23 protein-coding genes are annotated in these 22,337 nt (G+C 36.6%); 8 read left to right on the top strand and 15 right to left on the bottom strand.

Annotation, left to right across the window (positions count from 1 at the left end; all coding sequences use genetic code 11):
- Positions 1-28 precede the first annotated feature (28 nt).
- The 5 genes from HMAT_RS10375 to HMAT_RS10355 are packed head-to-tail and all read right to left on the bottom strand — an operon-like array spanning position 29 to position 5,088.
- Positions 29-856 carry an RteC domain-containing protein gene (locus HMAT_RS10375; protein ID WP_104382633.1) on the bottom strand — a complete coding sequence of 276 codons (828 nt, stop codon included), beginning with the start codon at positions 854-856 and terminating at the stop codon, positions 29-31.
- Between the two features lies 1 nt (position 857).
- On the bottom strand, positions 858-2,450 hold the full coding sequence (locus tag HMAT_RS10370) for an MFS transporter (RefSeq protein ID WP_104382632.1): 1,593 nt from the start codon (positions 2,448-2,450) through the stop codon (positions 858-860).
- Positions 2,450-3,496 carry an HlyD family secretion protein gene (locus tag HMAT_RS10365; protein ID WP_104382631.1) on the bottom strand — a complete coding sequence of 349 codons (1,047 nt, stop codon included), beginning with the start codon at positions 3,494-3,496 and terminating at the stop codon, positions 2,450-2,452. Before HMAT_RS10365 ends, HMAT_RS10370 begins: the two co-directional genes overlap by 1 nt.
- A 10-nt stretch (positions 3,497-3,506) precedes the next feature.
- Positions 3,507-4,841: a TolC family protein gene (locus HMAT_RS10360; RefSeq protein WP_104382630.1), complete on the bottom strand. Its 1,335-nt coding sequence runs from the start codon at positions 4,839-4,841 to the stop codon at positions 3,507-3,509.
- The gene (locus HMAT_RS10355) at positions 4,828-5,088 is read right to left on the bottom strand and encodes a hypothetical protein (RefSeq protein ID WP_104382629.1); all 261 of its coding nucleotides are present in this window, start codon (positions 5,086-5,088) and stop codon (positions 4,828-4,830) included. Before HMAT_RS10355 ends, HMAT_RS10360 begins: the two co-directional genes overlap by 14 nt.
- Before the next feature lie 92 nt (positions 5,089-5,180).
- Between HMAT_RS10355 and HMAT_RS10350 the strand changes: the two genes are divergently transcribed.
- Positions 5,181-5,960 carry an AraC family transcriptional regulator gene (locus tag HMAT_RS10350; RefSeq protein WP_104382628.1) on the top strand — a complete coding sequence of 260 codons (780 nt, stop codon included), beginning with the start codon at positions 5,181-5,183 and terminating at the stop codon, positions 5,958-5,960.
- Between the two features lie 59 nt (positions 5,961-6,019).
- Here the strand turns inward: HMAT_RS10350 and HMAT_RS10345 are convergent, their stop codons facing one another.
- From HMAT_RS10345 to HMAT_RS10315, 7 genes are all read right to left on the bottom strand, one after another.
- On the bottom strand, positions 6,020-6,475 hold the full coding sequence (locus tag HMAT_RS10345; RefSeq protein WP_104382627.1) for a DinB family protein: 456 nt from the start codon (positions 6,473-6,475) through the stop codon (positions 6,020-6,022).
- A 201-nt stretch (positions 6,476-6,676) separates the two neighbouring features.
- On the bottom strand, positions 6,677-7,609 hold the full coding sequence (locus HMAT_RS10340) for a siderophore ABC transporter substrate-binding protein (RefSeq protein ID WP_104382626.1): 933 nt from the start codon (positions 7,607-7,609) through the stop codon (positions 6,677-6,679).
- A gap of 32 nt (positions 7,610-7,641) precedes the next feature.
- On the bottom strand, positions 7,642-8,400 hold the full coding sequence (locus HMAT_RS10335; protein WP_104382625.1) for an ABC transporter ATP-binding protein: 759 nt from the start codon (positions 8,398-8,400) through the stop codon (positions 7,642-7,644).
- A complete protein-coding gene (locus HMAT_RS10330) occupies positions 8,397-9,344 on the bottom strand; it encodes an iron chelate uptake ABC transporter family permease subunit (protein WP_104382624.1) in 948 nt (315 codons plus the stop codon). The genes HMAT_RS10335 and HMAT_RS10330 overlap by 4 nt, the downstream gene beginning before the upstream one ends.
- Complete coding sequence (locus HMAT_RS10325) at positions 9,341-10,324, bottom strand: ABC transporter permease (RefSeq protein WP_233789180.1); 984 nt, start codon at positions 10,322-10,324, stop codon at positions 9,341-9,343. The genes HMAT_RS10330 and HMAT_RS10325 overlap by 4 nt, the downstream gene beginning before the upstream one ends.
- 160 nt (positions 10,325-10,484) lie before the next feature.
- On the bottom strand, positions 10,485-12,488 hold the full coding sequence (gene mobC / locus HMAT_RS10320; protein WP_199768658.1) for a conjugal transfer protein MobC: 2,004 nt from the start codon (positions 12,486-12,488) through the stop codon (positions 10,485-10,487).
- Positions 12,489-12,590: 102 nt separating this feature from the next.
- On the bottom strand, positions 12,591-13,547 hold the full coding sequence (locus HMAT_RS10315) for a helix-turn-helix domain-containing protein (RefSeq protein WP_104382622.1): 957 nt from the start codon (positions 13,545-13,547) through the stop codon (positions 12,591-12,593).
- An 87-nt stretch (positions 13,548-13,634) separates the two neighbouring features.
- Here HMAT_RS10315 and HMAT_RS10310 point away from each other — a divergent pair, with 87 nt between their 5' ends.
- Positions 13,635-14,807 (top strand): FAD-dependent monooxygenase, encoded by a 1,173-nt coding sequence (locus HMAT_RS10310; RefSeq protein ID WP_104382621.1) that lies wholly within the window; start codon positions 13,635-13,637, stop codon positions 14,805-14,807.
- Between the two features lie 209 nt (positions 14,808-15,016).
- Here HMAT_RS10310 and HMAT_RS10305 read toward each other — a convergent pair whose 3' ends face one another.
- The gene (locus HMAT_RS10305; protein ID WP_104382620.1) at positions 15,017-15,376 is read right to left on the bottom strand and encodes a VOC family protein; all 360 of its coding nucleotides are present in this window, start codon (positions 15,374-15,376) and stop codon (positions 15,017-15,019) included.
- An 80-nt stretch (positions 15,377-15,456) separates the two neighbouring features.
- Between HMAT_RS10305 and HMAT_RS10300 the strand changes: the two genes are divergently transcribed.
- Positions 15,457-15,813 (top strand): helix-turn-helix domain-containing protein, encoded by a 357-nt coding sequence (locus tag HMAT_RS10300; RefSeq protein WP_104382619.1) that lies wholly within the window; start codon positions 15,457-15,459, stop codon positions 15,811-15,813.
- A 61-nt stretch (positions 15,814-15,874) separates the two neighbouring features.
- On the opposite strand, the gene mobB is transcribed toward HMAT_RS10300, so the two are convergent.
- Together mobB and mobA are read right to left on the bottom strand one after the other, a co-directional pair.
- A complete protein-coding gene (gene mobB, locus HMAT_RS10295; RefSeq protein ID WP_104382618.1) occupies positions 15,875-17,164 on the bottom strand; it encodes a conjugal transfer protein MobB in 1,290 nt (429 codons plus the stop codon).
- Positions 17,165-17,166: 2 nt separating this feature from the next.
- Complete coding sequence (gene mobA, locus HMAT_RS10290; protein ID WP_104382617.1) at positions 17,167-17,604, bottom strand: conjugal transfer protein MobA; 438 nt, start codon at positions 17,602-17,604, stop codon at positions 17,167-17,169.
- A 717-nt stretch (positions 17,605-18,321) separates the two neighbouring features.
- On the opposite strand from mobA, the gene HMAT_RS10285 reads away from it, so the two are divergent.
- The 5 genes from HMAT_RS10285 (at position 18,322) to HMAT_RS10265 (ending at position 22,330) form a co-directional block, all read left to right on the top strand.
- Positions 18,322-19,089: a ParA family protein gene (locus tag HMAT_RS10285; RefSeq protein ID WP_104383380.1), complete on the top strand. Its 768-nt coding sequence runs from the start codon at positions 18,322-18,324 to the stop codon at positions 19,087-19,089.
- 5 nt (positions 19,090-19,094) lie between these two features.
- Entirely contained in the window at positions 19,095-19,517 is a 423-nt protein-coding gene (locus HMAT_RS10280) for a DUF3408 domain-containing protein (protein ID WP_104382616.1), read from the top strand.
- Between the two features lie 11 nt (positions 19,518-19,528).
- A complete protein-coding gene (locus tag HMAT_RS10275; protein WP_104382615.1) occupies positions 19,529-19,804 on the top strand; it encodes a DUF3408 domain-containing protein in 276 nt (91 codons plus the stop codon).
- A gap of 2 nt (positions 19,805-19,806) precedes the next feature.
- Positions 19,807-20,445, top strand: coding sequence for a conjugal transfer protein TraD (locus tag HMAT_RS10270; protein WP_104382614.1), 639 nt, complete (start codon positions 19,807-19,809; stop codon positions 20,443-20,445).
- Between the two features lie 250 nt (positions 20,446-20,695).
- A complete protein-coding gene (locus tag HMAT_RS10265; protein ID WP_104382613.1) occupies positions 20,696-22,330 on the top strand; it encodes a hypothetical protein in 1,635 nt (544 codons plus the stop codon).
- The last annotated feature ends 7 nt before the right edge of the window (positions 22,331-22,337 follow it).

The following is a 22,337-nucleotide window of genomic DNA, read 5'->3' as shown; positions in this document are numbered from 1 at the left end:
GAAATGCAGACGGTGGCACGCCCAAACTCTACTTTTCGTCTTGCTCGTCCATTCTCCGTATAAGTTCATCCCGTAGCGCATCAAGGAATTTTGTTCGGTTCATCTTCCGGTTTCTCAACTCCAAATAGGTTTGGTAGAAATTGCCCAAGTCAATCTCAAAGGCACTTTCAAAGTATTGGGCAACTTCCCTTATATCGTTGTTCCCATTGTCAAATACATTTTGGTAGTGCAGGGCATAAATCAGTTCTATCAATGCCACCTTGCTACCTGTCCATTTCAGTTTCTTTTGAGTTTTCGATTTATTTTTTTTGATTTTTTTATACAACTGGTCTTCGATGTAGACCTGAATCAAATCGTTGGCTATTATCTTGGCGACCTTGTAATCATGTGAGGTCGAAAAGGTATGGTCTGACTGGAAATAGTACGTGTCCAACCATAACTTTATATCATGCTTGCCCCGAACGAAATATTTCTCGTCAAGGAACGAATTGTTGCTACGGTAATACTTGTAAAAATCGAGGTTGTTGTTATAGAACCTCTTTAGCTTTCTCAGTTCTTTTTTTAGGTATTTCCTTATAGGTTTTGCGCCATAGGGTTTCTTTGTCTCGATTTTGTAAACGGCGTTGTAGTAAATGAGTTTTGACAAGATAACAGGTTTCTGATTCTTAAAAAAAAAGATTTCGTCCTTAATATTACTAAACCCTTTTATTAATAATTGACTTTCCAATTCTGACAATGATTTTAAAATAAGTTCTATATCAAGCTCTATTTGATGGATAAAATTATCATTGGTAGTATGATTTTTTTTTAGATTCCCATCTAAACTATTTAGTATACTGTAGAATATATTGTTCATTCTAATAAGGGATATTACCTTTTCTTAATTTCAAAACAACATGTTGAATTTGTGGCAAGAGGAGCAAAACAACAATTACTAAAATCACACCTGTTAGCATCCAGTCGTAATAATCTCTAGTAGCACGAGCCAATATTTGATGACCTACCATTTGATTAAAGTAGCCTGAGGATACTGCTTTTGAAGTATAGATATCGCTACCGGTATTCATATATTGATTTTGAATATCCAGTAAGGTAGTTGGCAATTGAGGGTTGGTTTCCGTAACTGCTTCCCGAATCTTTTCGCGAACTCCTGACTTTGCAAATAATTGAAGTTCGTTATTCAGTGCCAGACTAGCTGTAAACCCTGTAAACCTAGCCAATATACCAACGAGCGATGCATTGATAGCAATTGCTGGCGGTGCTGATGAAGCGGTAAACGAAACAATAGGAACAAATAAGATTCCTGTTGCCACACCATAAATAAACATCGGTAAAATGAAATCCATTGTTTCGCCCTGTACAGAAACAAATAGTATCATATATGCATAATAAATCGCCATAATTCCAAAGCCAACAATAATCATTCTTATCAGATTATAACCCATCAAAACAAATCTGGAAGTAACGAACATGCTCAGTGTAGTCCCTAAAATTACAGACGTCCATATCGGAATGGTGCTCAATGGGTCATTTCCTAAAATTATTTCAAGATAGCCGTAGGCAAGTCCTGTACTTCCTTTAAAAATATAAAATGTAAAAAGGAGTACTAGACCAATGACAAAATTCTTGGTCTTGAAAATCTGTAAGTTGATTAATGGTCGTTTAAGCTTCAATTCTCTAATGATGAAAAGTGAAAGAATAATTAGATTGATTACGCTAAGCGTAGTGATTAATGAACTACCGAACCATCCCAATTGTCGCCCATAGACAAGGATGTATCCCAAGATTAAGATGAAAGACACGTAAAACAGATAGCCTATCCAATCCACCTGATACAATGGAATCTTTTTGGTAAATCGAGCTTTGCTGTTCATCGTAAGCAATATGGTAATCGTTAGAATGAAGAGTATGACGATAAATCCGTAGAATAGCCAGTTAAAATCAAAAAAATGAATGACTACACTGGTAAAAATAGAATAAAAAGGAACGGCAATCTGTATGCTGCCATACAGTAGGCTAAAGGCAATCACACGGGCACGTACAGATTGTAATCTTGGAAAAATGAGTTGTAACACAATTCCTGACATCAATGCACAGGTAATTCCTTGAAAGAACTGGCAAATAACAAACAATGTCCAATCTTTAAAATGAAAACAGAGCACAGAACATATTGCGTTTACAGCAAGGGCAATCAGTAAATATTTCCTAGGTGCAAAATATTTTACGATCCGAAAATCAAGTGCCAGGAAAGCTACAGTAGAGCCATAGATAACGACCATACCATATTGCACATCGGTAGGTTGTATACCGTAAAAACCCATCGCAGCAACTGGATTACCGTAATAAGCAAAGCTAAACAGACAGGTCATAAGAATGGCAAATATGACAGATCTCGCCACCCATTCAGATACCCAGGATTTGAAAATCGGTATTTTATGTGCTTGCATCATTAATCTTTTAAAACATAAACATTAGCATTCATCCCGGCAGAGAGTTTCCCTAATTTTTCAGGCGTATCGGTCAGTTTAATTCTTACAGGAATACGTTGGATGATTTTGACAAAATTACCTGTTGCATTATCTGGTGGAAGTAGCGAATAACGTGAACCTGTGGTGGGCGAAAGTGATTCGATAGTACCATTGAATTTTTCATTCGGAAAAGCATCAACTTCTATAGACACTGCTTGTCCAATCTTAAAGTTGCCAATCTGTGTTTCTTTAAAATTGCCAATCACCCATTTTTCCTCGGCTTTGTTCACCAAAAAAGCCAAAGTTTGCCCAGCTTGTATCAGTTGACCTTCCTGAATGGTCTTTTTACCAATTTGCCCATCAAAAGGTGCAGTGATAACCGTATATCGAATGTCCAATTCTTGTCTTTGAACAAGTGTTTCTTTAATTTTTATCTCTGCCTGTATAGCATTATGTTGAGCTCTGAAATCATTCAATTTAGATTCTGCTACTTCTAAAGAAGCTTTAGCCTGATCATAATCTGACTGTGCAATGGATAAAGAAGCATTGATGTTGTCGAATTTTTGTTGTGTGGTAGATTCATCCGCCAGTAGATTTTTATAACGGTCAAATTCTTTTTGCTGTTGGTTCAATCTCGCCTTAGCTCCTGCTAATTGTGCTTTTATAACCTCAATACTTTTAAGTTGCGTTTCTTCGCTCGCAGTTAAAATCGGTAATTTAGCGTGTGAACTCATGAGTTCTGCTGATGCCGCGTCTTTTTTCAGTCCATACTCGTCCAACTCAATGACCACAAGTGTATCACCTTTTTTAACAAGCTGATTGTCCTTGTAATATATTTTGCTGATATAGCCACCCACTTTTGCGTTTATCGGTGAGAGATAAGCATCTACCTGTGCGTCATTAGTTTGTTCATAGCGATATCCTTTAAAGAAATAGGTAGATCCCCAGATAATGATCCCTACGAATAATGCGATACCAAACCATTTGGTTAGGTTTACAATAATTTTATCTGTTTTATTTTTGTTCATAATATTTGTATTAAAGAATTCCTATAATTGCTAATAGTCTGATATGGGTTACTTTTACGTTTGTTTGTGCTGTTGTCAGATTGAATTTTGCTTCCAATAAGGCATTTTCTGCTTCCAAGAGATCGGTCAGTAATGATTCCTGATTTAGGTAGCTACTTCTGATAACGCGAACGGTTTCGGCGGTTTTAATAATATTTTGTTCTGCCGTTAGCACACTTTCCAAAGCCTGTTTTTGCTGTAAATAAGCTTCTTTTACCTGAAGAGAGATTTCTTCCTTCTTCATTTCTGCTTTTTCTTTCGCTTGATTGCTGACAACTTGGGCACGAGCAATGGTATGTTTGCTTTTGTACAAATTATCAATAGAATACTGTACTTTAATTCCTGTCTGACCAAATCCCCACAAATCGTTTGAATACGGATAAAAGGAAATCTGTGGATAGTTGTAATTATAGTTAGAGTACAATGAAACTTTGGGTAATAGCGTAGTTTTCACTTGTTTTACGTTCAGTTCACTCCATTTGATGTCACTACCAGCCATTTTGTATTCTGGGGATTTGTTGAAAGCAATGTCTACATAGTCATTGTAGTCACCGTCTGTGATAGTGTTTAATTCAATTGTATCTTCGTATTTGATTGCTAGCCCCATATCATTTTCACGTCCCATCAGAATATTGAGCCGTTGTTTGGCGATTTCAATCTTTTTCGTAACATCGGAAAGATTAAGTTCCAGTTGAGACAATTTCACGGAGGTTCTCAGTACATCACTCTTTAATACAGTGCCGTTTTTATGTAGACTTTCTATCAATCTCAATTGCTTTTTTTCTGCTTCAATCTCTGCATTTAGAAAATCATAGAAATGCAAGAACTTATATAAATCAAAATAAGCAACTGCAACATTATATTTTACACTATGCTTTTGCAGATCAACTTCATATTGTTTTCGTGTCTCTTCTTCCTTTTTCATGGCGATGTTCCTTTTGTCTTTACCGCCATTGTAAAGATTAAAATTTAAGTTGTAGCCTACTCCGTACCCATAGCCCTTTACAGGTACATCTTGTGGAGAAGAGAATAATCCATTGTCATAAATCAGAAATTTGGAATTGAGTTTTAAGTCCCCACCTACTGAAAGTTCGGGCAACAAACGGTCTTTGGCTTCCAATATTTCTATTTTACTTTGCTGAAGATTTAGATCAGATAGTTTCAGTTGTCGATTATTCATTTCAGCAACTTTCCATATTTCTTCCAAACTTAAAGGTTGGACTTTTTCAGTATGCTGAGCGTAAATATGGTGTGCAAATAACAGCATCAGTACACTCAGGATCGGAACTGTTTTATATTGTTTCATTAGTTTTGTTTTTATAAATGATTGGTTTCTTTCTCTTTTCTAACCATTGTTTTAATAACTTTTTCAACTCATCAAAAGCAAAGCTTAAATCGACCATTGGCATAAAGGGACTGGAATAGGCACAAGCCAGCCAGTAGATGCTGGCTTTATCTATTTCTTCATCTGTACGAATTAATTTATGTTCAGATTTTTGGGCTTGTATTTCAAGCTCAGAATCTTTGTCGGGTTTTATGATTTTATGTTTCATAACGATTCTACGATTATTAACACAACAAAATTATTCAAGATACCAAGCTATTTTTCTATATAATTAGCCTAATATTTGCTATATTTGGCCATATGGAAGTTCTTAGCCAATTAATAAATATTGTGGATCAAAATCCCGAATCAATTCTAGTGATGCGACAACAAACTGAGCAGCGTTTACCTGCTCATCAGCACGATAAAGCTCAGTTATTATTGGTTTATGGGGGAATTGCTTATTTACAAACAGACACAAAAGATTTCTATATTCCGTCTAATCATTATATATGGATACCCAAAAACTACCCTCACAATCTGATGTTTAATACACAGGATTTATACATTATAAATATTTATTTTCCAGATGAAAAAGCAGATAGTTTTTATGATGAACTGGGTATTTATCCTGTTAGTAAGCTTCTGGCAGAAATGCTCTCATTTAGCGAGAAATGGCAAGGTGATTATTTTAAACGTTCATGGGAATTTGAGTTTTTAACTACGCTTAAAGGCGTATTATCAAAGGAAAACCTCAAAAAATTCTCCATTCAACTTCCTACAACTGACGATAAAAGGCTCAATGCCATAATCGACGGTTTTAGAAATCGATTAAATGAAAATCTAAGTTTAGATAGTATTGCTCAGCAATCGGGAATGAGTGTAAGAAGTTTGACCAGATTATTCCAAACGAAATTGCATATCACTTTTGTTCAATACTTAAAAATGCTTCGTATTATTAGAGCAATGGAATTGATTAATGATACAGATTTGAACATGACGGAGATAGCTTATGAAATAGGATATTCAAATATATCTGCGTTTAGCAATAATTTTCAGCAACTAACTAATATGAGACCTACTGAATTTAAAACCAAATAAGAACGGCCGCTTTAATTGGTTTAGCGGCATCCTAATTAGGAAGCATCAGAAAATTTGCTTTAAACAAATTTTCTGATGCTCATTGCATATCCCAAATGTAACCCTTCGTGAAAGTTATTGCATTCAAACGCATCTTGAATAGAAGTTAAGTGAAATCCTATTCCTGTTGTGCGTTCGTTATAGGTAACGAAAGTGCCATTTTCAAAATCATTGATGGTTCGTTCAATTTGAGAAATCAACAGGGATCTAAGTCCGTCTGCTTCTTGTTGAGAAACAGGCGCTGTCGGTTTTGTTCCAGATTGATATTTATTGAACATTTCGTCAGAAAGATATCCTTGCAAATCGGAGCCTATGTAAATCAATTTGTGTTGCGTAGCAATGATGTGTCCGATGTTCCAGATCAGATTGTTATTAAACCCGTTGGGGATTTCATTGAGTTGGTCTAACGAATATTTATCAAAAAAATCCAGATATAATTTCCGACTAGTTTTCCATGTTTTAAATACAGTTTCCATTTTTTATTGCATTTGTAAATATCCGATCTGCATTATTACTTCAAAAAGTTCATTCTAAAGATAGGAAAAATCTAAAAGTATTGATGTTGATGGTTTGATTTAACTCAGCATCACATTACAAGCGTTTTCCAATTTCATAATGCACAACAGATTGTAAATAATATAAAAGGACTGATTTTGAAATTTACAGTCCTTTTTTAATTATTTATACCCCTTAAGAATATCCTCTATCATGGTCCTCGTAGAATAAGATCCTCCTCCAGAAAGATACCAAACATCAGGGTCAAGATAGATAATTTTATTTTTCTTGTATGCACTGGTTTGTTGAACAAGCTTGTTTTCGATTTCATTTCTATTTGTCACATTTCCCAAGACTGAATTTCGATCAATAATGTATAATACATCAGGGTCTTTTTCAGCGATATACTCACTAGAGACCACAGTTCCATGATAAATAGCTTCTTCTTTTAAATCATCTGCCGCCTTAGCTTTTAAATCACTAAAGACAAATCCATATCTGGAATCGGAACCAAATGTGCTAAAAGTTCCTGCATTATAAAGCAGAATCATAATTTTATTCGATGAAGAAGCAATCTTTTTAGAAGCTTCGTTTATAGCTTGTTCCAATTCTTTATTTATTTGATTAGTTTGATCAGTTAATTGAAAGACCCGTCCTATAGTATTGATATTTTTTTTGATAGATGACTTAAAGTCTCCATTTTCTATGCCGAGATATAATGTCGGGGCTATAGAAGAAAGTTTTTCATAATCTTTTGCTTGTAAGGCAGATATAATAATAAGATCGGGATTAATCTTACTAACCATTTCAAAGTTAGGTTGTAAAATGGACCCACCATCTTTGACGTTTTTATCGTTAATATATTTATGTAGATATTTAGGTACATAATCCTTACAAATTCCTGCGACAGGTATATTAAGTTCATTCAGAGTTTCGAGACTACCCATATCAAATACCACAACCTTTCTCGGATTAGTTGAGACATTTATTTCTCCAAGTTCATGTTGAACGGTTATACTATCCACTTTGTCTTTTTTGCTTTCATGGTTATTGCAGCTTATAATTAAACTACTGAGACCTCCTAAGAGTGTTAAAAAAAAGTTTCTAATTTTCATGATATAAAAAAATTATTGATTAATTATTTTTGTTATTTATAGTAATTGCAAATAATGACTTTGTCATCTTGTATTATTTTGAATTCGATATCGAATAATTCTTTTAGGTTCTTTTCGGTTATAACTGATTTATTGGAGCCATAAAAAAATACACGACCATTTTTCATCGCAATTATATAATCGCTATAATTTGCCGCAAAATTTATGTCATGGACAACTGTAATTACAGTTTTTCCGTATTCGTCAGCAAGGAATCGTGTTGTATTCATGATTTCTACTGAGTGCTTCATGTCAAGATTATTTAAAGGTTCATCCAGCAGTATATATTCTGTATCTTGAGCCATTACCATGGCTAAAAAGGCTCTTTGAAGCTGACCTCCACTAACTTGATCTATATATGCATGTTTGATATCTTGAAGATTCATTTTATTTATAGATTCTTCAATTTTCATATTATCCTGAATAGTCAGTTGCCCTTTACTGTGAGGAAATCGTCCAAAATCAACCAATTCTTTGATCGTTATCTTCACATCAAACACATTCTGTTGCCTTAAAAATGATATTTTTCTTGAAAGTTGGTCTAATGAATAGTTAGATAACTTTTTACTATCAAGAATAATAGAACCATTGTCTGCTTTTGCCAATCTTGCCACTAATACAAGAAGCGTAGATTTTCCAGCTCCGTTAGGTCCAATTAATGAGATAACTTTCCCTTTTGGAATTTCTAAATTTATATCGTGCAAAATAGGTATGCCTGCATAACTTTTGCTTAGTGAATTGATGTTTATCATTTTTTAGTTCTTAAAGTTCGAAGTATTAATAAAATAAAATAGAGTCCTCCTGCGAGGTTTATCAATACCCCGAGGCTGTGTCTATAATTTAAAATATGTTCAATCACAAATTGAGCCGCCAACATGGACATTGCTGTAATAAAAAATGCAACAGTTATGGTTCTATGATGAAGATATGTGTTAGTCAATCGATAGCTAATATTAGATATAAATACACCTATAAAAGTTATTGGTCCGATAAGTGCTGTGGATATTGCTATTAGTACTGATATTCCGATAAGCTGATTTCTGGCAATCTTGTCATAATCTACTCCAAGTCCCAAGCTATATTCTCTACCAAGAACCAGAATATCTAGAAATTTAAAGAAACGAGATAAATAGACTATGACAATCAATATCGTAACTACGGCTATTGAAATAGTTTTTATCGAGATTCTACTCAACGAGGAAAACATAGCACCTTGGATATACCCAAACTCATTTGGGTTGATAATCATTTGTAAAAACTGAGTCGAAGTATTGAAGAATATCCCAAGTACTAAACCTATAAGTAAAATAAAGTATACATTTTTCTTATTTCTCTTAAAAAACACTCTATAGAGAATCAGGGAATAAACTATCATGATGCTTGAAGCAAAAATGAAACTTAATTCTTTAGATCTGAAAAACAAGCTATTGCCGCCAAATATTAATAAAAGTAATACCTGTGAAAAGACATACAAATATTCGTATCCCATTAAAGAGGGAGTAAGAATTTTATTGTCCGAAATAGTTTGAAATACCACTGTAGAGTAAGAGATACTGATACTTACAAGAATCAATGCCACTAAACGTTCCACTCTTCCTGCAACAACGAATTTGTTACTGAAATCTATATCGTAACTTAGGAATGTCAACACAATTACTACCAGCAATGTCAACAAAATGAACAATAGTTTTTTCATCGATTCCTATTTATTAGAATAATTAAGAAAATAACAGCTCCTAATGATCCTACAATCATACTGACAGGTATTTCATAAGGATAAATGATAAGTCTTCCTACAATATCGCAAATCAGTAATGCCAGAGCACCGTAACATGCTGTAAAAGGTAGATTTTTACGCACATTATCACCGTATATAAATGCTACAATATTTGGAATTATGAGGTCGATGAATGGTAATGAGCCAACCGTCAAAATAGTTGTGCTTACCATGATAGAAGTAAGAATCAAACCAATGATAACAACCATTTGATAATTGATTCCTAAAGATGTTGAAAAATCTCGTCCCATCGATGCTATAGTAAACTTACGGGCATATAGGTAGCATATGACAAACAAAGGCACCATCAAATAAATTATTTCATATTGACCCTGCAATGTTTTTGTGAAATTTCCGACCATCCAACTCTCCATATTCTGTACTATGTTAAGCTCAACACCAAATAGATTACTTATTGAGTTGAGTGTATAACCGAACATTATTCCCAATATGGGTATAAGAACTGTATTGCGGTTGGCTAACTTGGTAATTGAAAAAACAAAAAGTAAAGTAAAGCCGAAACAGAAAAGAACACTAAACAGTAGTTTAGTAAATACACTGTACTGGGGAAACAAAAACAAACTAAATAATATACCAAGTTTTGCAGAATCCAATGTTCCAGATGTTGTGGGAGAAATAAACTTATTGTGGGAAAGCTGCTGTAATATAATACCACAGATTGAAAGCCCTGCACCTGTTAAAATAAGTGTAACTGTTCGAGGAATTCTACTTATAATAAGTATTTGTAGATCCGAGTGTTTTAGCAATGTAACACTATTTGGCAATATTGATTTAACCCCAATAAGAAGTGATGCAACAGAAGCAACCAATAAAATAAAATATAGTGTTACAATATGAATTGCATTAGCTTTGTTTTTCAAATAATAAAGTTTTGTCATTCCTTCTTTGAATAAGAATTAAAGTTCAAAACTATTAAAGATGAAGGCTTGTTTATATCTATAATTAGCCTAATATTTGTTGTATTTAGCCAATGGGTTTTCAATTTACGATATGAAATATTTATCAAATCAAGAATTGTCTTATGGTAAGAAAGGCTCGTTATTTTTCGGTTATCAAATGCTGTAAATTAGGATCATTCTTAATCCGCTCCATTTCAGATTGAATTATATCGATAATATTCAATTTTATCTGACGGTAATTGCTTTCAATTTCCTGCTTCATTTTATCCTCGCCCTGCTCATTTACAAAAGATAAAATCTGCGGTATTTGCTGATAATCTTTGGTTTCAGCGGCTACCTTATCATTATCCACCACAATTTCAGCGTGAAATATTTTTTGCTCAATGCGCTCATCAAAATTATCCGAAACAGAACCGACAAACATACCCTGTGTAAGCGTTGAGATTTTGGAGGCCGGAATAAGACTGTCTAACTGCGTGGAGATAGATGTAGATTTATCGTTACGGTTAATGGTCATACTTTGGCGTTTCTGCAAAACTTTTCCAAAACGTTCCGAAAGACTTTTAGCCGTTTCGCCAACCACTTGACCACTGAAAATATTACCAACAGTATTTTGAATTACTTTAGCTTCTTTATCTCCATAATCCCTAATTAATTGCGAAAAATCCTGGAAACCCAAACAAACAGCCACTTTATTGCTTCGAGCTGTTGCGATGAGATTGTCCAGTCCCCTGAAATAAATCGTGGGCAGCTCATCTATGATAACCGAACTCTTCAACTGTCCCTTTTTATTAATCAGTTTTACAATCCTTGAATTGTACAAACCCAAAGCTGCGGAATAAATATTTTGACGGTCGGGATTATTGCCAACGCACAAAATTTTCGGTTCTTTTGGATTGTTGATGTCCAATGAAAAATCATCGCCTGTCATTACCCAATACAATTGCGGACTAATCATTCTTGACAAAGGAATTTTTGCCGATGCAATCTGTCCTTGTAATTGGTCTTGCGCTCCTGATTGCCAAGCGTCCATAAATGGAGATAGATAATTTTCCAAATCAGGGTATGAGGTTAAAATCGTGAATACGTCCGAATACTTTTTATTCAGCAGTTCAATAGCGTGCGGAAATGTGCAATACTTTCCATCCTCATAAATTTTCAGATACCAAATAATGGCTGCCAGTAATATAATTGGACTTTCCACGAAAAAGTCCCCCTGCTTCTGTATCCACGACCTGTTGAGGTTAAGCATTATAGTATAGGCGGCTTCGTAAGCATCTGAAATATCAGTCATAAATTCGGGGTTCAAGGGATTACAGCGATGACTCTTGCTGGGATCATCAAAATTGATGACATAGAATTTTGGTTGAATTTTGTACTTATCCCGATGCTTCAGCAAATGATTGTAGGCAATGGTAGAGAGATCGTCAAACTTGAAGTCGTAGATGTACATACTAAAGCCTTTTTCTATCTGCTGCTTAATGTAGTTATTTACGATGGCATAAGATTTTCCTGAACCCGGAGTTCCCAAAACAATGGTTGCCCGAAAGGGATTGACTATATTAATCCAGCCGTTGTTCCATTTGTTTTTGTAGTAAAACTTAGTAGGAAGATTGATGGAATATTCATTTTCCATCAGCTTGGTTTCCTGTTGAAAACTCTCGTTCTCGTTATTGAAAACATCGTCCATTAAATTGGTACGGAGCAATCGGCTCATCCATACGCCTGCCATCAGCAAGGCGATATAGCCTAACGAGATAGTAAGGATATACAGGAATGTACCTATTAACGGAGATAGCTTTAGCAATGGTGTATTCAAGAAAAACAACACAAAACCGATACCTAGAGCCAAGTAAATTTTAGTCCAGGTTATCTTTTCGTTCTTTACGCCTTTTGTTCCCAAGCAGCTTAAAGAAAGTAGAACAATAGCAAATACTTTGGTGTATAAAGTGTGTTCAAATAAACTAGCGGTTCGATTAAAGTTTCCTAATATTTTATTGATGATTTCTAGTGTCCAGCCGCGTTCTAAAAGGAAACCGTAGCAAAACCAGTAAAGATGCATCAGCACCAGTAAAACACTGACAGCCCTCATAAAAGCCATTATCTTGGCAAGGCCTCTTAAATCGTCTTCTCCCTGCATTATTTTTAGTTTTAATTTTCGGGCGTGAATTTAAAGACTGTATATAATAGTATCTATTTATATAGTAGTTATTGGCTTTGAAAGGTAATGTTTGGCTGATTGCTGTTATTTATTTTGGCTCCATTTCTTCGGTTTGCATCCAAAATGTCTTTCAAATAATCTTCCAAAATAGCTTAAGTTGCTAAAACCTAACTGGTAGCCGGTTTCAGACACCGATAAATTTTCTTCACGTAAAAGTCTTGCCGCCTCTTGCATACGCAAATGCTGGTAATAAGAATACATCCCTTTACCAAATACTTGCATAAAAAGTTTCCGAAGTTTAATGACATTCATACCGCTTAACTTCACTAACTCTTCCTGGAGAAACGGTTCGTCTATCGAAGCTGCGATTTTATCTCGTACGTTGTAAACCGATTCTAGTTCATATTTTGACAGATGCTGATGCGTAACATTTGCTCTTCTTGATAGGTTTTTAAACAAATAAAATAGTAGTTCGAGCGATTTTAGCCTATAGTAAGCATCTGATAGGGTATCCTGTATTTTTGTAATCGAAATTTCATTAGCCACTTCTGCTATTTCCGGAGATATGAATTCTTCAATCCAAAGCGTTTTCTCGTTATTAAAAAGATAATCAAATTTTACATGGTCTTTCCCGATAAAGCTTTTTAAATAATCAAGACTTACAATTATGGTTACCTGCTGAATATTTATATCTTTTGGAAAGCTCACATCACTTTCAACATGCAACGGGATAATGCGAACGTGTGGCTGTGTTTGTTGTAATATTTGTTTGTCTTTGACAGATATGTCTAATGGCGAATTGATAATATTTTGAAATGAAATGGATATTCCGCTCTCAAAAGCTGTTATCGGTTTTCGCCGAATAGAAAATGTTTCCTTTGCCACGACAGAGCGAACCATAACCAACATTTCTGGCATTAAATCTATGATTTTAAGCTCATTGAGATAAAGCATATCCAATTCAGATCTGGATGGTGTAAGCGAAACCCCTAAACGCTCTACCCAATAGTACATCTCTTGTTTTTTTATATCATCACTCATCTTATCGGACTATTTTTGTTTTTTACTGGGCTATTTTAGCCTTAAAAGTATAAATAAATTTGCAATATCAATTTAAAAATAGAAGAAATGAAAAAACACATTTTAATATCCGGAGCAGGGATTGCAGGTTTAACAGCTGCTAACTTTTTGTCAAAACAAGGTCATAACATTACAGTAATTGACAGATCGCCTTCATTCAGTAAAGCAGGATTTCTTATTTCCCTCAAGAGTTTCGGTGTAAAAATCATGGACGAATTGGGGCTAACTCAAAATCTACAAGCAGAATCATCACCCTCTGAAACAGTTCATTTTGTAGAAACCAATGAGAGAGTCATTCAAAGCATTGATTATGATAAAATGCATACTAATATTGAACGTTCAGTTCTTATAAGTCGTGGTGGATTACATCACGTTTTGTATGAAGCGATCAAAAACGATGTAAATGTGCTTTTTGACACAACGATTTCACAACTCGAAAAAAAATCAGATTTGACAAAAGTTATACTTTCAAACGGAAGTTCGATAGATGTTGATTTAGTCATTGTTTCCGAAGGATTACGTTCCTCAACAAGAGAACGGTATTTTACCAATTATCAATTAGAAGATTTCAATACGCTTTATGTAGGAGGAAAACTAAAACTAAACCATGAAAAACAAGTTGGTGTATTTAAGGTTTATGTAGATGTCAACAGATCGCTACATGTCTACCCTATTGCAGAGGACGAAATAGCCATTCAGTGTTATATCCGTAGCTCCAAAGACATTGGCTTTATTAAAAATAATGCTTCATCTATTCTTAAAGATTCTTTTGCTGATTATAATCCGGAAGTAAAGCAATTACTGCAAAGCCTTTTAGACGATGGCTTGTTTTTCATGGACAAAATGGGCATGATAAATGCTTCAAACCTGCATAATGGTCGTTTGGTTTTGTTAGGAGACGCAGGTTTTTGTCCGACTGCTTTATCAGGAATGGGAGCTTCCCTGTCTATTTATGGTGCAAAGGCATTGGCACACTATATTGCGGAATATCCGGATGATATCTTAACCGCCTGTGATAGCTATAACATATTGATGCAGCCTATTGTAGAAAAATTTCAGACCAATGCAAAGAATAATGCGGCATCTTTCCTGCCTAAGAGCGAAGCCGATTTAGAAAAATTTGTTGACGGATTCCGGACTGCTGATGATAAAGCCGTTCAAAAAATAATGACAGACCCCATTGTTTTAACCAAAAATCAGGAAAACTTTATATTGAATTGATTGAATTGTAAATTAAACTAATGCTCTATCATTAATGCTTGTTTAAAGTCTTCTCCTCCCATAATTTTTGTTTACATAAATATATTAAGAGTGATTTAAGGAAGCTTATTATTTAGCTTTCGAGGTTGTAAAATTTTCAAACTCGAAAGCTGTTTTTTTTCATTAAAATACAAATCACAGATAGCATAGCCCAGAGCAATACCTCCGACTTAATTATCATTAAGTTGAAGATATTCAATCACTTTTCCATCTTTTTGTTCTACTATAAATCGGACACCTGTACTAACTCTATTAACGGGAATAATTATTCTTTTTGACTCTTTTTCAAGTATTTTCCAAAAAGCTTCCAAATCGTCAACTACAAATATTGCATTAACCAAGCTAGGTATCTCGAGTGCTTCAGGCCCGTCTACAGCACCCAAAATAACAAAATGATCCACTAAACTTAATTGATACCCGTCGTGGGCAGCTGAAAGAGATACATCTTTACCAGTAATTTTTCTATAAAAAGCTACTGTCTCTTCAAAATCATCAGTAACAATTGGTAACAATACTATTTTAATTTCCATAAACTTAATTTTTAATTTTGCAACAAAGCTATGCTGATTGTCAGTAGTACGCAATAACTCATTTTTTTATTAGTAATGTAATGGGAGATAAAATTAAAGAAAGCTCTACCAACCAAGCCAACAGAAGAATATTATCAGATAGATGTAGAGTAAATGACACACTTAGTTTGGTAGGTAAACGATGGCTGATGACAATATTATATGAAATTTCATTAGGGAATAATCAATTTTCTACACTAACTAAAAGCATCCCTGAAATTTCGGAACATGTTCTCGCAACCCGTGTAAATAATTTGGTCGAAAACAACTTAATTGAGAAGAATAAAATAATGAATACGACTCCTTTACAGATAATTTACTGTATTACTGATAAAGGCAAGCAACTCTTATTACTAGTCGATAGCTTATGCAAATGGGATGGATATTGGAATAGTTAATATTATGTTTTTGAATATAATTGATTTAAAAGAAGATCTAGCCGTATAAATGTAGTTAAAACTATTTTAAGCCTCTTTTTACTTTTTTCTTCTTCATACGGTTGGCAAATTCCTGTTCCTCGTAGTCTTCGCCCTGTGCTTCCGGCAGTAGCCCACCCAATCCGTCTATCAACAAATCATCGGTAGGCTGTTCTTTATTTAGGAAATTAAAGAATGCGTGGGCTTCCTCTTTTTCTACGGTGTTGTCTGTGGTCAATGACTGATTTTGTGCGGATGTTTTTTCAACCTCTTGGAGTTGCCCGATTGCCTGTTCGTTCCACCAATCATTAAAGACATTAGCCGAAAGGTTTTTGCCCAAAGCCGAACCGTTCCAAACGGTACGGCTTTCGTGGTCGATAAAAGTCATACCGTATATACGCCCCTCATCGTTGCGCCGTACCACGGTATTGATATCCTGCTCCAATAACTGCTTTTTAAAATCGGCTTCGTTTGTAGCGGTGTGCATCGCTACTTCAATAGTACCTTTGAGGACGGCTCTTACAGGGTCGGCTTTCATTTTCTCCTTAGCCTTTGCGAATTGGTTTTGCAGTTCGTCCAGTCCTGCCTGCTTGCCGAAAAGGGATGCCTTAAAAGGATTGCTCGCTTTCTCTCCCTGCTCGTTCAGTGCAAAATAGACAAGCCCATTTTTGGGCTGTCCGTGCAATTCCCCTTTGACTTCCTCGGCGGTGATATTGAAAAGTGAAAGCAAGGTGTTGTATGTCCCAAGACTTGCGTACCCGTAATATTTCGGCAGGTGTCGCACCACCGAAGCGATTTGGCTCTTAATGTCTCCGGCTCTGTAATCCACCGGACGGAATACCTGCTCGTTTCCCGTGCGCTGTTTTTCCGTGGCAGGTACGAGGTTGTATTTTTGCTCCAATGCTCGGCAGATTTCCATCGAGCGTAACTTTTCGTAATTATCGGGTATCTTTTTGCCGTAACGGTCAACGCAGGTCGATACGATATGGATATGGGTGCGTTCAATATCGGTATGTTTGAAAACGATATACGGCTGTTCGCCGTAGCCCAAACGCTCCATGTATTCCTGTGCCATTTTTACAAACTGCGCATCGCTGACCTTATCCGCAGGATCTGGGTTCAGCGAAATGTGTAGGACAGGTTTTTCCGTCCTTTTGTTTGCCATGAAATAAGGCTCAAAAGAACGGTGTAACTGTGCTACCGTATATCGTCCGTCCGGCGTTTCCATAATCCTTTGGGTGGCTAATATCTGTCCGTTTTCCTTTTCAACTTTAAGTTGGTTGTAAGCAAGTGCGCCCATCATATTAGCCCCTCGACCAATTTTTGCTATCATTTTTAATCGCCTTTATTGATGTGATTGGCTTCAAACTCCTGTGTCAATTCCATGATTTCACGACATAGACTTGCCAATTCTGCTGTTTGTTTTTCCAGTTTAAAGAGGTAGGCAGATGCTTTCTTTTCAGAAAAATTGCGGTAGAGTATCTTTACAATCTGATTGTAATTGACACCGATTGCCCTAAACTGACCAAAGAAATTGGTTAGCCGTGTGTAATAATCCATAACAGCCATGTCCACCTTTACGCTTTTAATCGGCTTTTCAAAAAGTACGGAAGTAACAAACTGTGCTTTGTTTTCCGCTCCCGATGCTTCAAAAAGCGAAAGGAATTTGGCATTTTCTTCGTCCGTAAGACGGAAAACATAACGGTGGGTGCTTGGGTCTGCTTTAGGCTTGCGCCCACCTCTGTTATGTTTCTTTTTCTCATTTCCATTCATCACAAATCCATTTTAATAGTTCAACAAAACCTCGACTTCGGAGAGTGTTTTAAAGCTCCCTGCAAGGGCAAGTGGTTTTGAGGCACAGAAACGGGTTTCGAGTGCCTCAAAACACAACTTGCTCTGTTCGGGTGAACAGAAAATCCGCCCTACGGGTCGGATTGGGAAAAGCGGAAAAAAACGGCTTTATGCCGTTCCGCCCATAACTTTCTTTCTCCAATGATTTCTCCATTTACCCCTTGCATTTAAGCCCTTACAAAGTAAGGGTAGCTTTTTCAAAGCATTGACCTATCCGTCACGACCAAACATTGCCAACAAATGCCCCGAACTACCGCATTAAAAGAGTGTATCGGAATAACCTGCTTCTTTGCGCTATCAGTCACGCAAGCCTGTTTGCAGGCATCCGCTCCCGATGGCAGTTAGGAAAGCCGGAGCGTAGGAATGCCGGAATACATGACGACGTTCCGCATAGCAGACAGGAACGCCGGACGGCATGAAAGCTATCCGGTAGCCACTCCAACAGACAGGACGACAGACAAGCCATCGGTCTTGCCTGTATGAAAGCCGGAATGACGGCACGGCTGACTGAACGAATGAGGGGAAGCCCGACAGAAGGAATTGTATCAAAACTGCCAGATAGTGTGCAGGGATGAAAACCCTGTTTCACGCAAGACGGCAGGCAGTCCACGGAAACAGAAACTTAAAAATAGAATAGAAATGGAAACAACAAACAGGACAAAATTCATTGCTTTTTCAAGCCAAAAAGGGGGCGTTGGGAAAAGTACGTTTACAACGGTTACGGCAAGCATACTCCATTACCAAATGGGGTATAATGTCGCCGTCTTTGACTGTGACTATCCACAGCACAGCATCTGCCAAATGAGGGAACGGGATTTGAAAGCGGTCATGCAAAACGAGGTGCTGAAAAAACTGGCGCACCGCCAATTCTCTACCATCAACAAAAAAGCCTATCCGGTATTGCAAAGTAAAGCGGACAATGCCCTAACGGATGCGGAAGCATTCATACAGTCCTTGACCGTTCCCGTGGATATGGTTTTCTTTGACTTGACCGGAACGGTTAACACTACGGGCTTGCTCAACACACTGGCAGGGATGCACCACATCTTTTCGCCCATCACGGCAGACCGTGTGGTCATGGAAAGCACATTGAGCTTTACCGATGTGCTGACCAATGTGCTTATAAAGCACGGGCAGACCTCCATCGAAACCATACGGCTGTTTTGGAACATGGTCGATGGCAGGGAAAAATCCCAACTGTACGAAATCTACGGCAATGTCATTAAGGAAGTCGGACTGCAAGCAATGGAAACACGTATTGCGGATAGCAAACGTTTCCGCAAGGAAAGCGAGGCAACGGCAAAGACCATCTTCCGCTCTACGCTATTGCCACCCGACAAAAGATTGCTGAAAGCCTCCGGCTTGGATTTGTTCATCAGTGAGTTTTTAAGAACCATCAACCTGTAACTGCTATGGACAACGAAAACAAGAAAAAACAGAATGCGCCAATTGACGAGGCGTATCTCATGTCGATTATGGCAGGCGAAACAAAGAAGCCCCAACAGGTGGAAGCTCCCCAAGAGCCGAACGTAGATCCGACAAAAGAAACGATAACGGAAAAGCCCGTAGCCAAAGAGCGAACACGGCAAAAGAGGGCTTCCGATACGGGCTATGGTGAGCGTTTCCTCAACAGCCATACCATGACACGCCGTGGTGATAAGAGCATCTACATCCGGCAGGAATACCACGAACGGCTTTCCCGTATCGTGCAGGTTATCGGCGAGGACAAGATACCCCTGTATGCCTATTTGGACAATATTCTCGAACATCACTTTGAACAGTTCGAGAAAGCCATCACAGATGATTTCAATGATAAGTTTAAACCCATTTTTTAAAGTATTCGATTATGAACAAGACACGGCAAAAACAACCGGAAAAGGTATTGCGCAAAGCGCATTACAAATCAGCATTTTTAAGACCGACAGGGGTCGTGGCAAGGTGTGGAAAATCGGTCTACATAAGCCCCGATTTCCATAAGAAATTGTCCCGTATCGTCTTTCTGCTCGGAGAGGGAGAAATTACGCTTACCGATTACCTGCACAGTGTGCTGAAACACCACTTTGAGGAGTTCGGAGACGAAATAAAGATTATCTACTCCGACAAGCAAAGGCCAATCTTATAGCTATGGAAACATTGATTGTAATTTGCCTTATCATCGTCATCATCCTGTTGCTGAAAGATAAGGTGGTCATCCATAAGTATGTCCGAAAGGAAATAAAGCCGGAAAAGAAAAGACCTGACCTGCCGGATATTATGGGGCTTGCCAAGTCTGTGGAACGCCACACCTTGCCACTGAATGCCACAAAGAGCCATTCCGGCGAACGTGACGGGATAGCTGATAATTTTGATGCAGAAATCTACGGGATAGGTGTTGGATTGGAAAATCCGCAGATTGAGGGAGAGCCGGATGAAGTTTTCGGGAATATGTCCAATTTTGAAAATGAGGAAGACGAATGGGATGAGTACGGGTTTGAGGACAGCGACAATGAGTTTGCCACAGGGGTTACCTTTGATGAACTAACAACCGTGGGGGCATGGTTGGAGCAAGATACACTTGAACCTGTCCAGCAACAGAGAGCGGTAGATATAGTTCAGCGATTACAGGGAACGGAATTGTTAAGTCTGCTCGAAAACTCAATGGATGGGGCTTCACGGAAGATTGCAGAATTGTTGGACAAGAGCCTCTCCGCCGGAACGGATTTCAGTTCTCCCGATTTGCGGAAAAGTGATTTAGAAGATTTCGACATCGGGGAGTTTGTGTGAGCAAACTCCCTTTTTATTTAGATTTCTATTATAATCTTTTCAAGATAAAATAAGTGTATAAATCGTAAAAAAAACTATCTTGTGACAACTAAAGGTGTTAACTACGATTTTTTATATATCAAGAACATAATATTTTATTTTTCAACTTGTTGATTTTTAGCGATTTATTTTCTTGAACTTTAAAGGGTTTTAATTTTTTACGGCGAGGATAAAAAAGAAATAAAATATAATTTATAAGGGCAGTGTGACAATGGTAAACAAAAACAATACTAATCAAGAACAATTTAATGCTTTTCTTATTTCGCTTTTAAAGAAAAGCTTTTGTAAGTCAGGCATTGAATTGAACGAAGCTTTGGTAAGTGAGTTCGGTGTAACGCCCCAGTATGCAAGACAAATCCTTAAAAGAAGTGTTGAGAAAGACAGAATAAAATCATCTGCTCCCCATATGTTCGGTACCGGTCAGTACGTGTATTTTTTAAGTAAGGAAAATTTAAACTTATCAAACGTATTAAAGATTTGTAAAAAATACCGTCCTCCCATTTACAGATTACTAGAGTTAATGCAAATGAATGGCGGAATTGTATCTATTTATGAGGCATTAAAAATCACATCAACTCCAATCAAGAAAAATTCGGCTAAGATTTCTTTATTGTCGGACATCGAACATATGCTCACAGCACTTTCTATCATTTATAGAAAAAAGGACGAAAATAGTGTAGAGTATCTTATTCTTTACGAACAGAATCAAAAATTAAGTTCTCCAGTAGAAAAGCAAAAGATGTCAGACCATTATAATAAGATGGTTACAGACTGTACCTTAATACCAGATGTGTTACGTTGGCTTATCAATTCGAATATTATCGGTAATTCTCAACCAATATACAGAAATAAGAAAACCCCTAGTAGAGGTGCTGTTCAAAACAACTTAGTTTGGGATGCATACGGTTATACTAAAGCTACAGGCATAAATCCTAGTCTAGGCGTTCAAAGTGATAATACAGAAAAGCAAACACTCGTGGTTCTCGAGGTTGTTCTAAGTTCTGATTATACTAAGATTCATTTAGATGCTTTTTTTGAAAGAATTCAACACAATAGGCACTCTACAAAAGCTGACAGCAGAAAAATCCTCCCTATCGTCGTCTATAAATCTGCGTCACAACTTGTTATTAATACACTTGGCAAGCTGGGTATTATCGCTTTCGACATAAACTCTATCTTCGGTACTAAGATTATTGACATCTTACTTAAAACCCAAAACTTAGTTCAATTGATAAACGATCCCGAGGATATTGAAAAAGAAATTTCCGGTATATTAAAAACCATATCGAACGCCGGACAAGAAGATGCATTAAGGGATTTAAAAGGTACGTTATTTGAATTTTTAATGTATCCATTAATAGTAAATTTATATCCCCAAACTCATATAGAACGTGGAAAAATATTATATTCTGAAACAGTTGACGAAACAGGAGAAACAACTATAGAGAAGTATGAATATGATTACATCGTAGTAAATAATAATCCTCCTGAACTCATTTTCATAGAATTAAAAGGATATAATTCTGGTGCAACTATCCCGTTAGGGGATCGAAACACGAAATCATCTTTGAAGTGGTTTTTTCGGCGTACTCTTCCATTTGGTATTAAACAATATGATAGATATATTAAAGAGGGTAAAGTTGGTAAAGGCGTGTATATCACATCAGCAAATTTCTACCCCGATGGTCACGATTTTATAAGTACCATAAACAAAAGTAAGCTTAAGCCTTTACAACTAGAAGCAGGATATGAAAGACAATCACTAATAAAACTCTTAACCGAACGAGGGTTTAATAATGAAGTGAAGATTATCGAAAAATTCTACACTAAGGAAACGGAATCTTGACGACAGT

The sequence above is a fragment of the Sphingobacterium sp. HMA12 genome (assembly GCF_002933815.1).
Taxonomy (GTDB): Bacteria; Bacteroidota; Bacteroidia; order Sphingobacteriales; family Sphingobacteriaceae; genus Sphingobacterium.
This window is presented reverse-complemented; position numbering and strand designations above follow the sequence as displayed.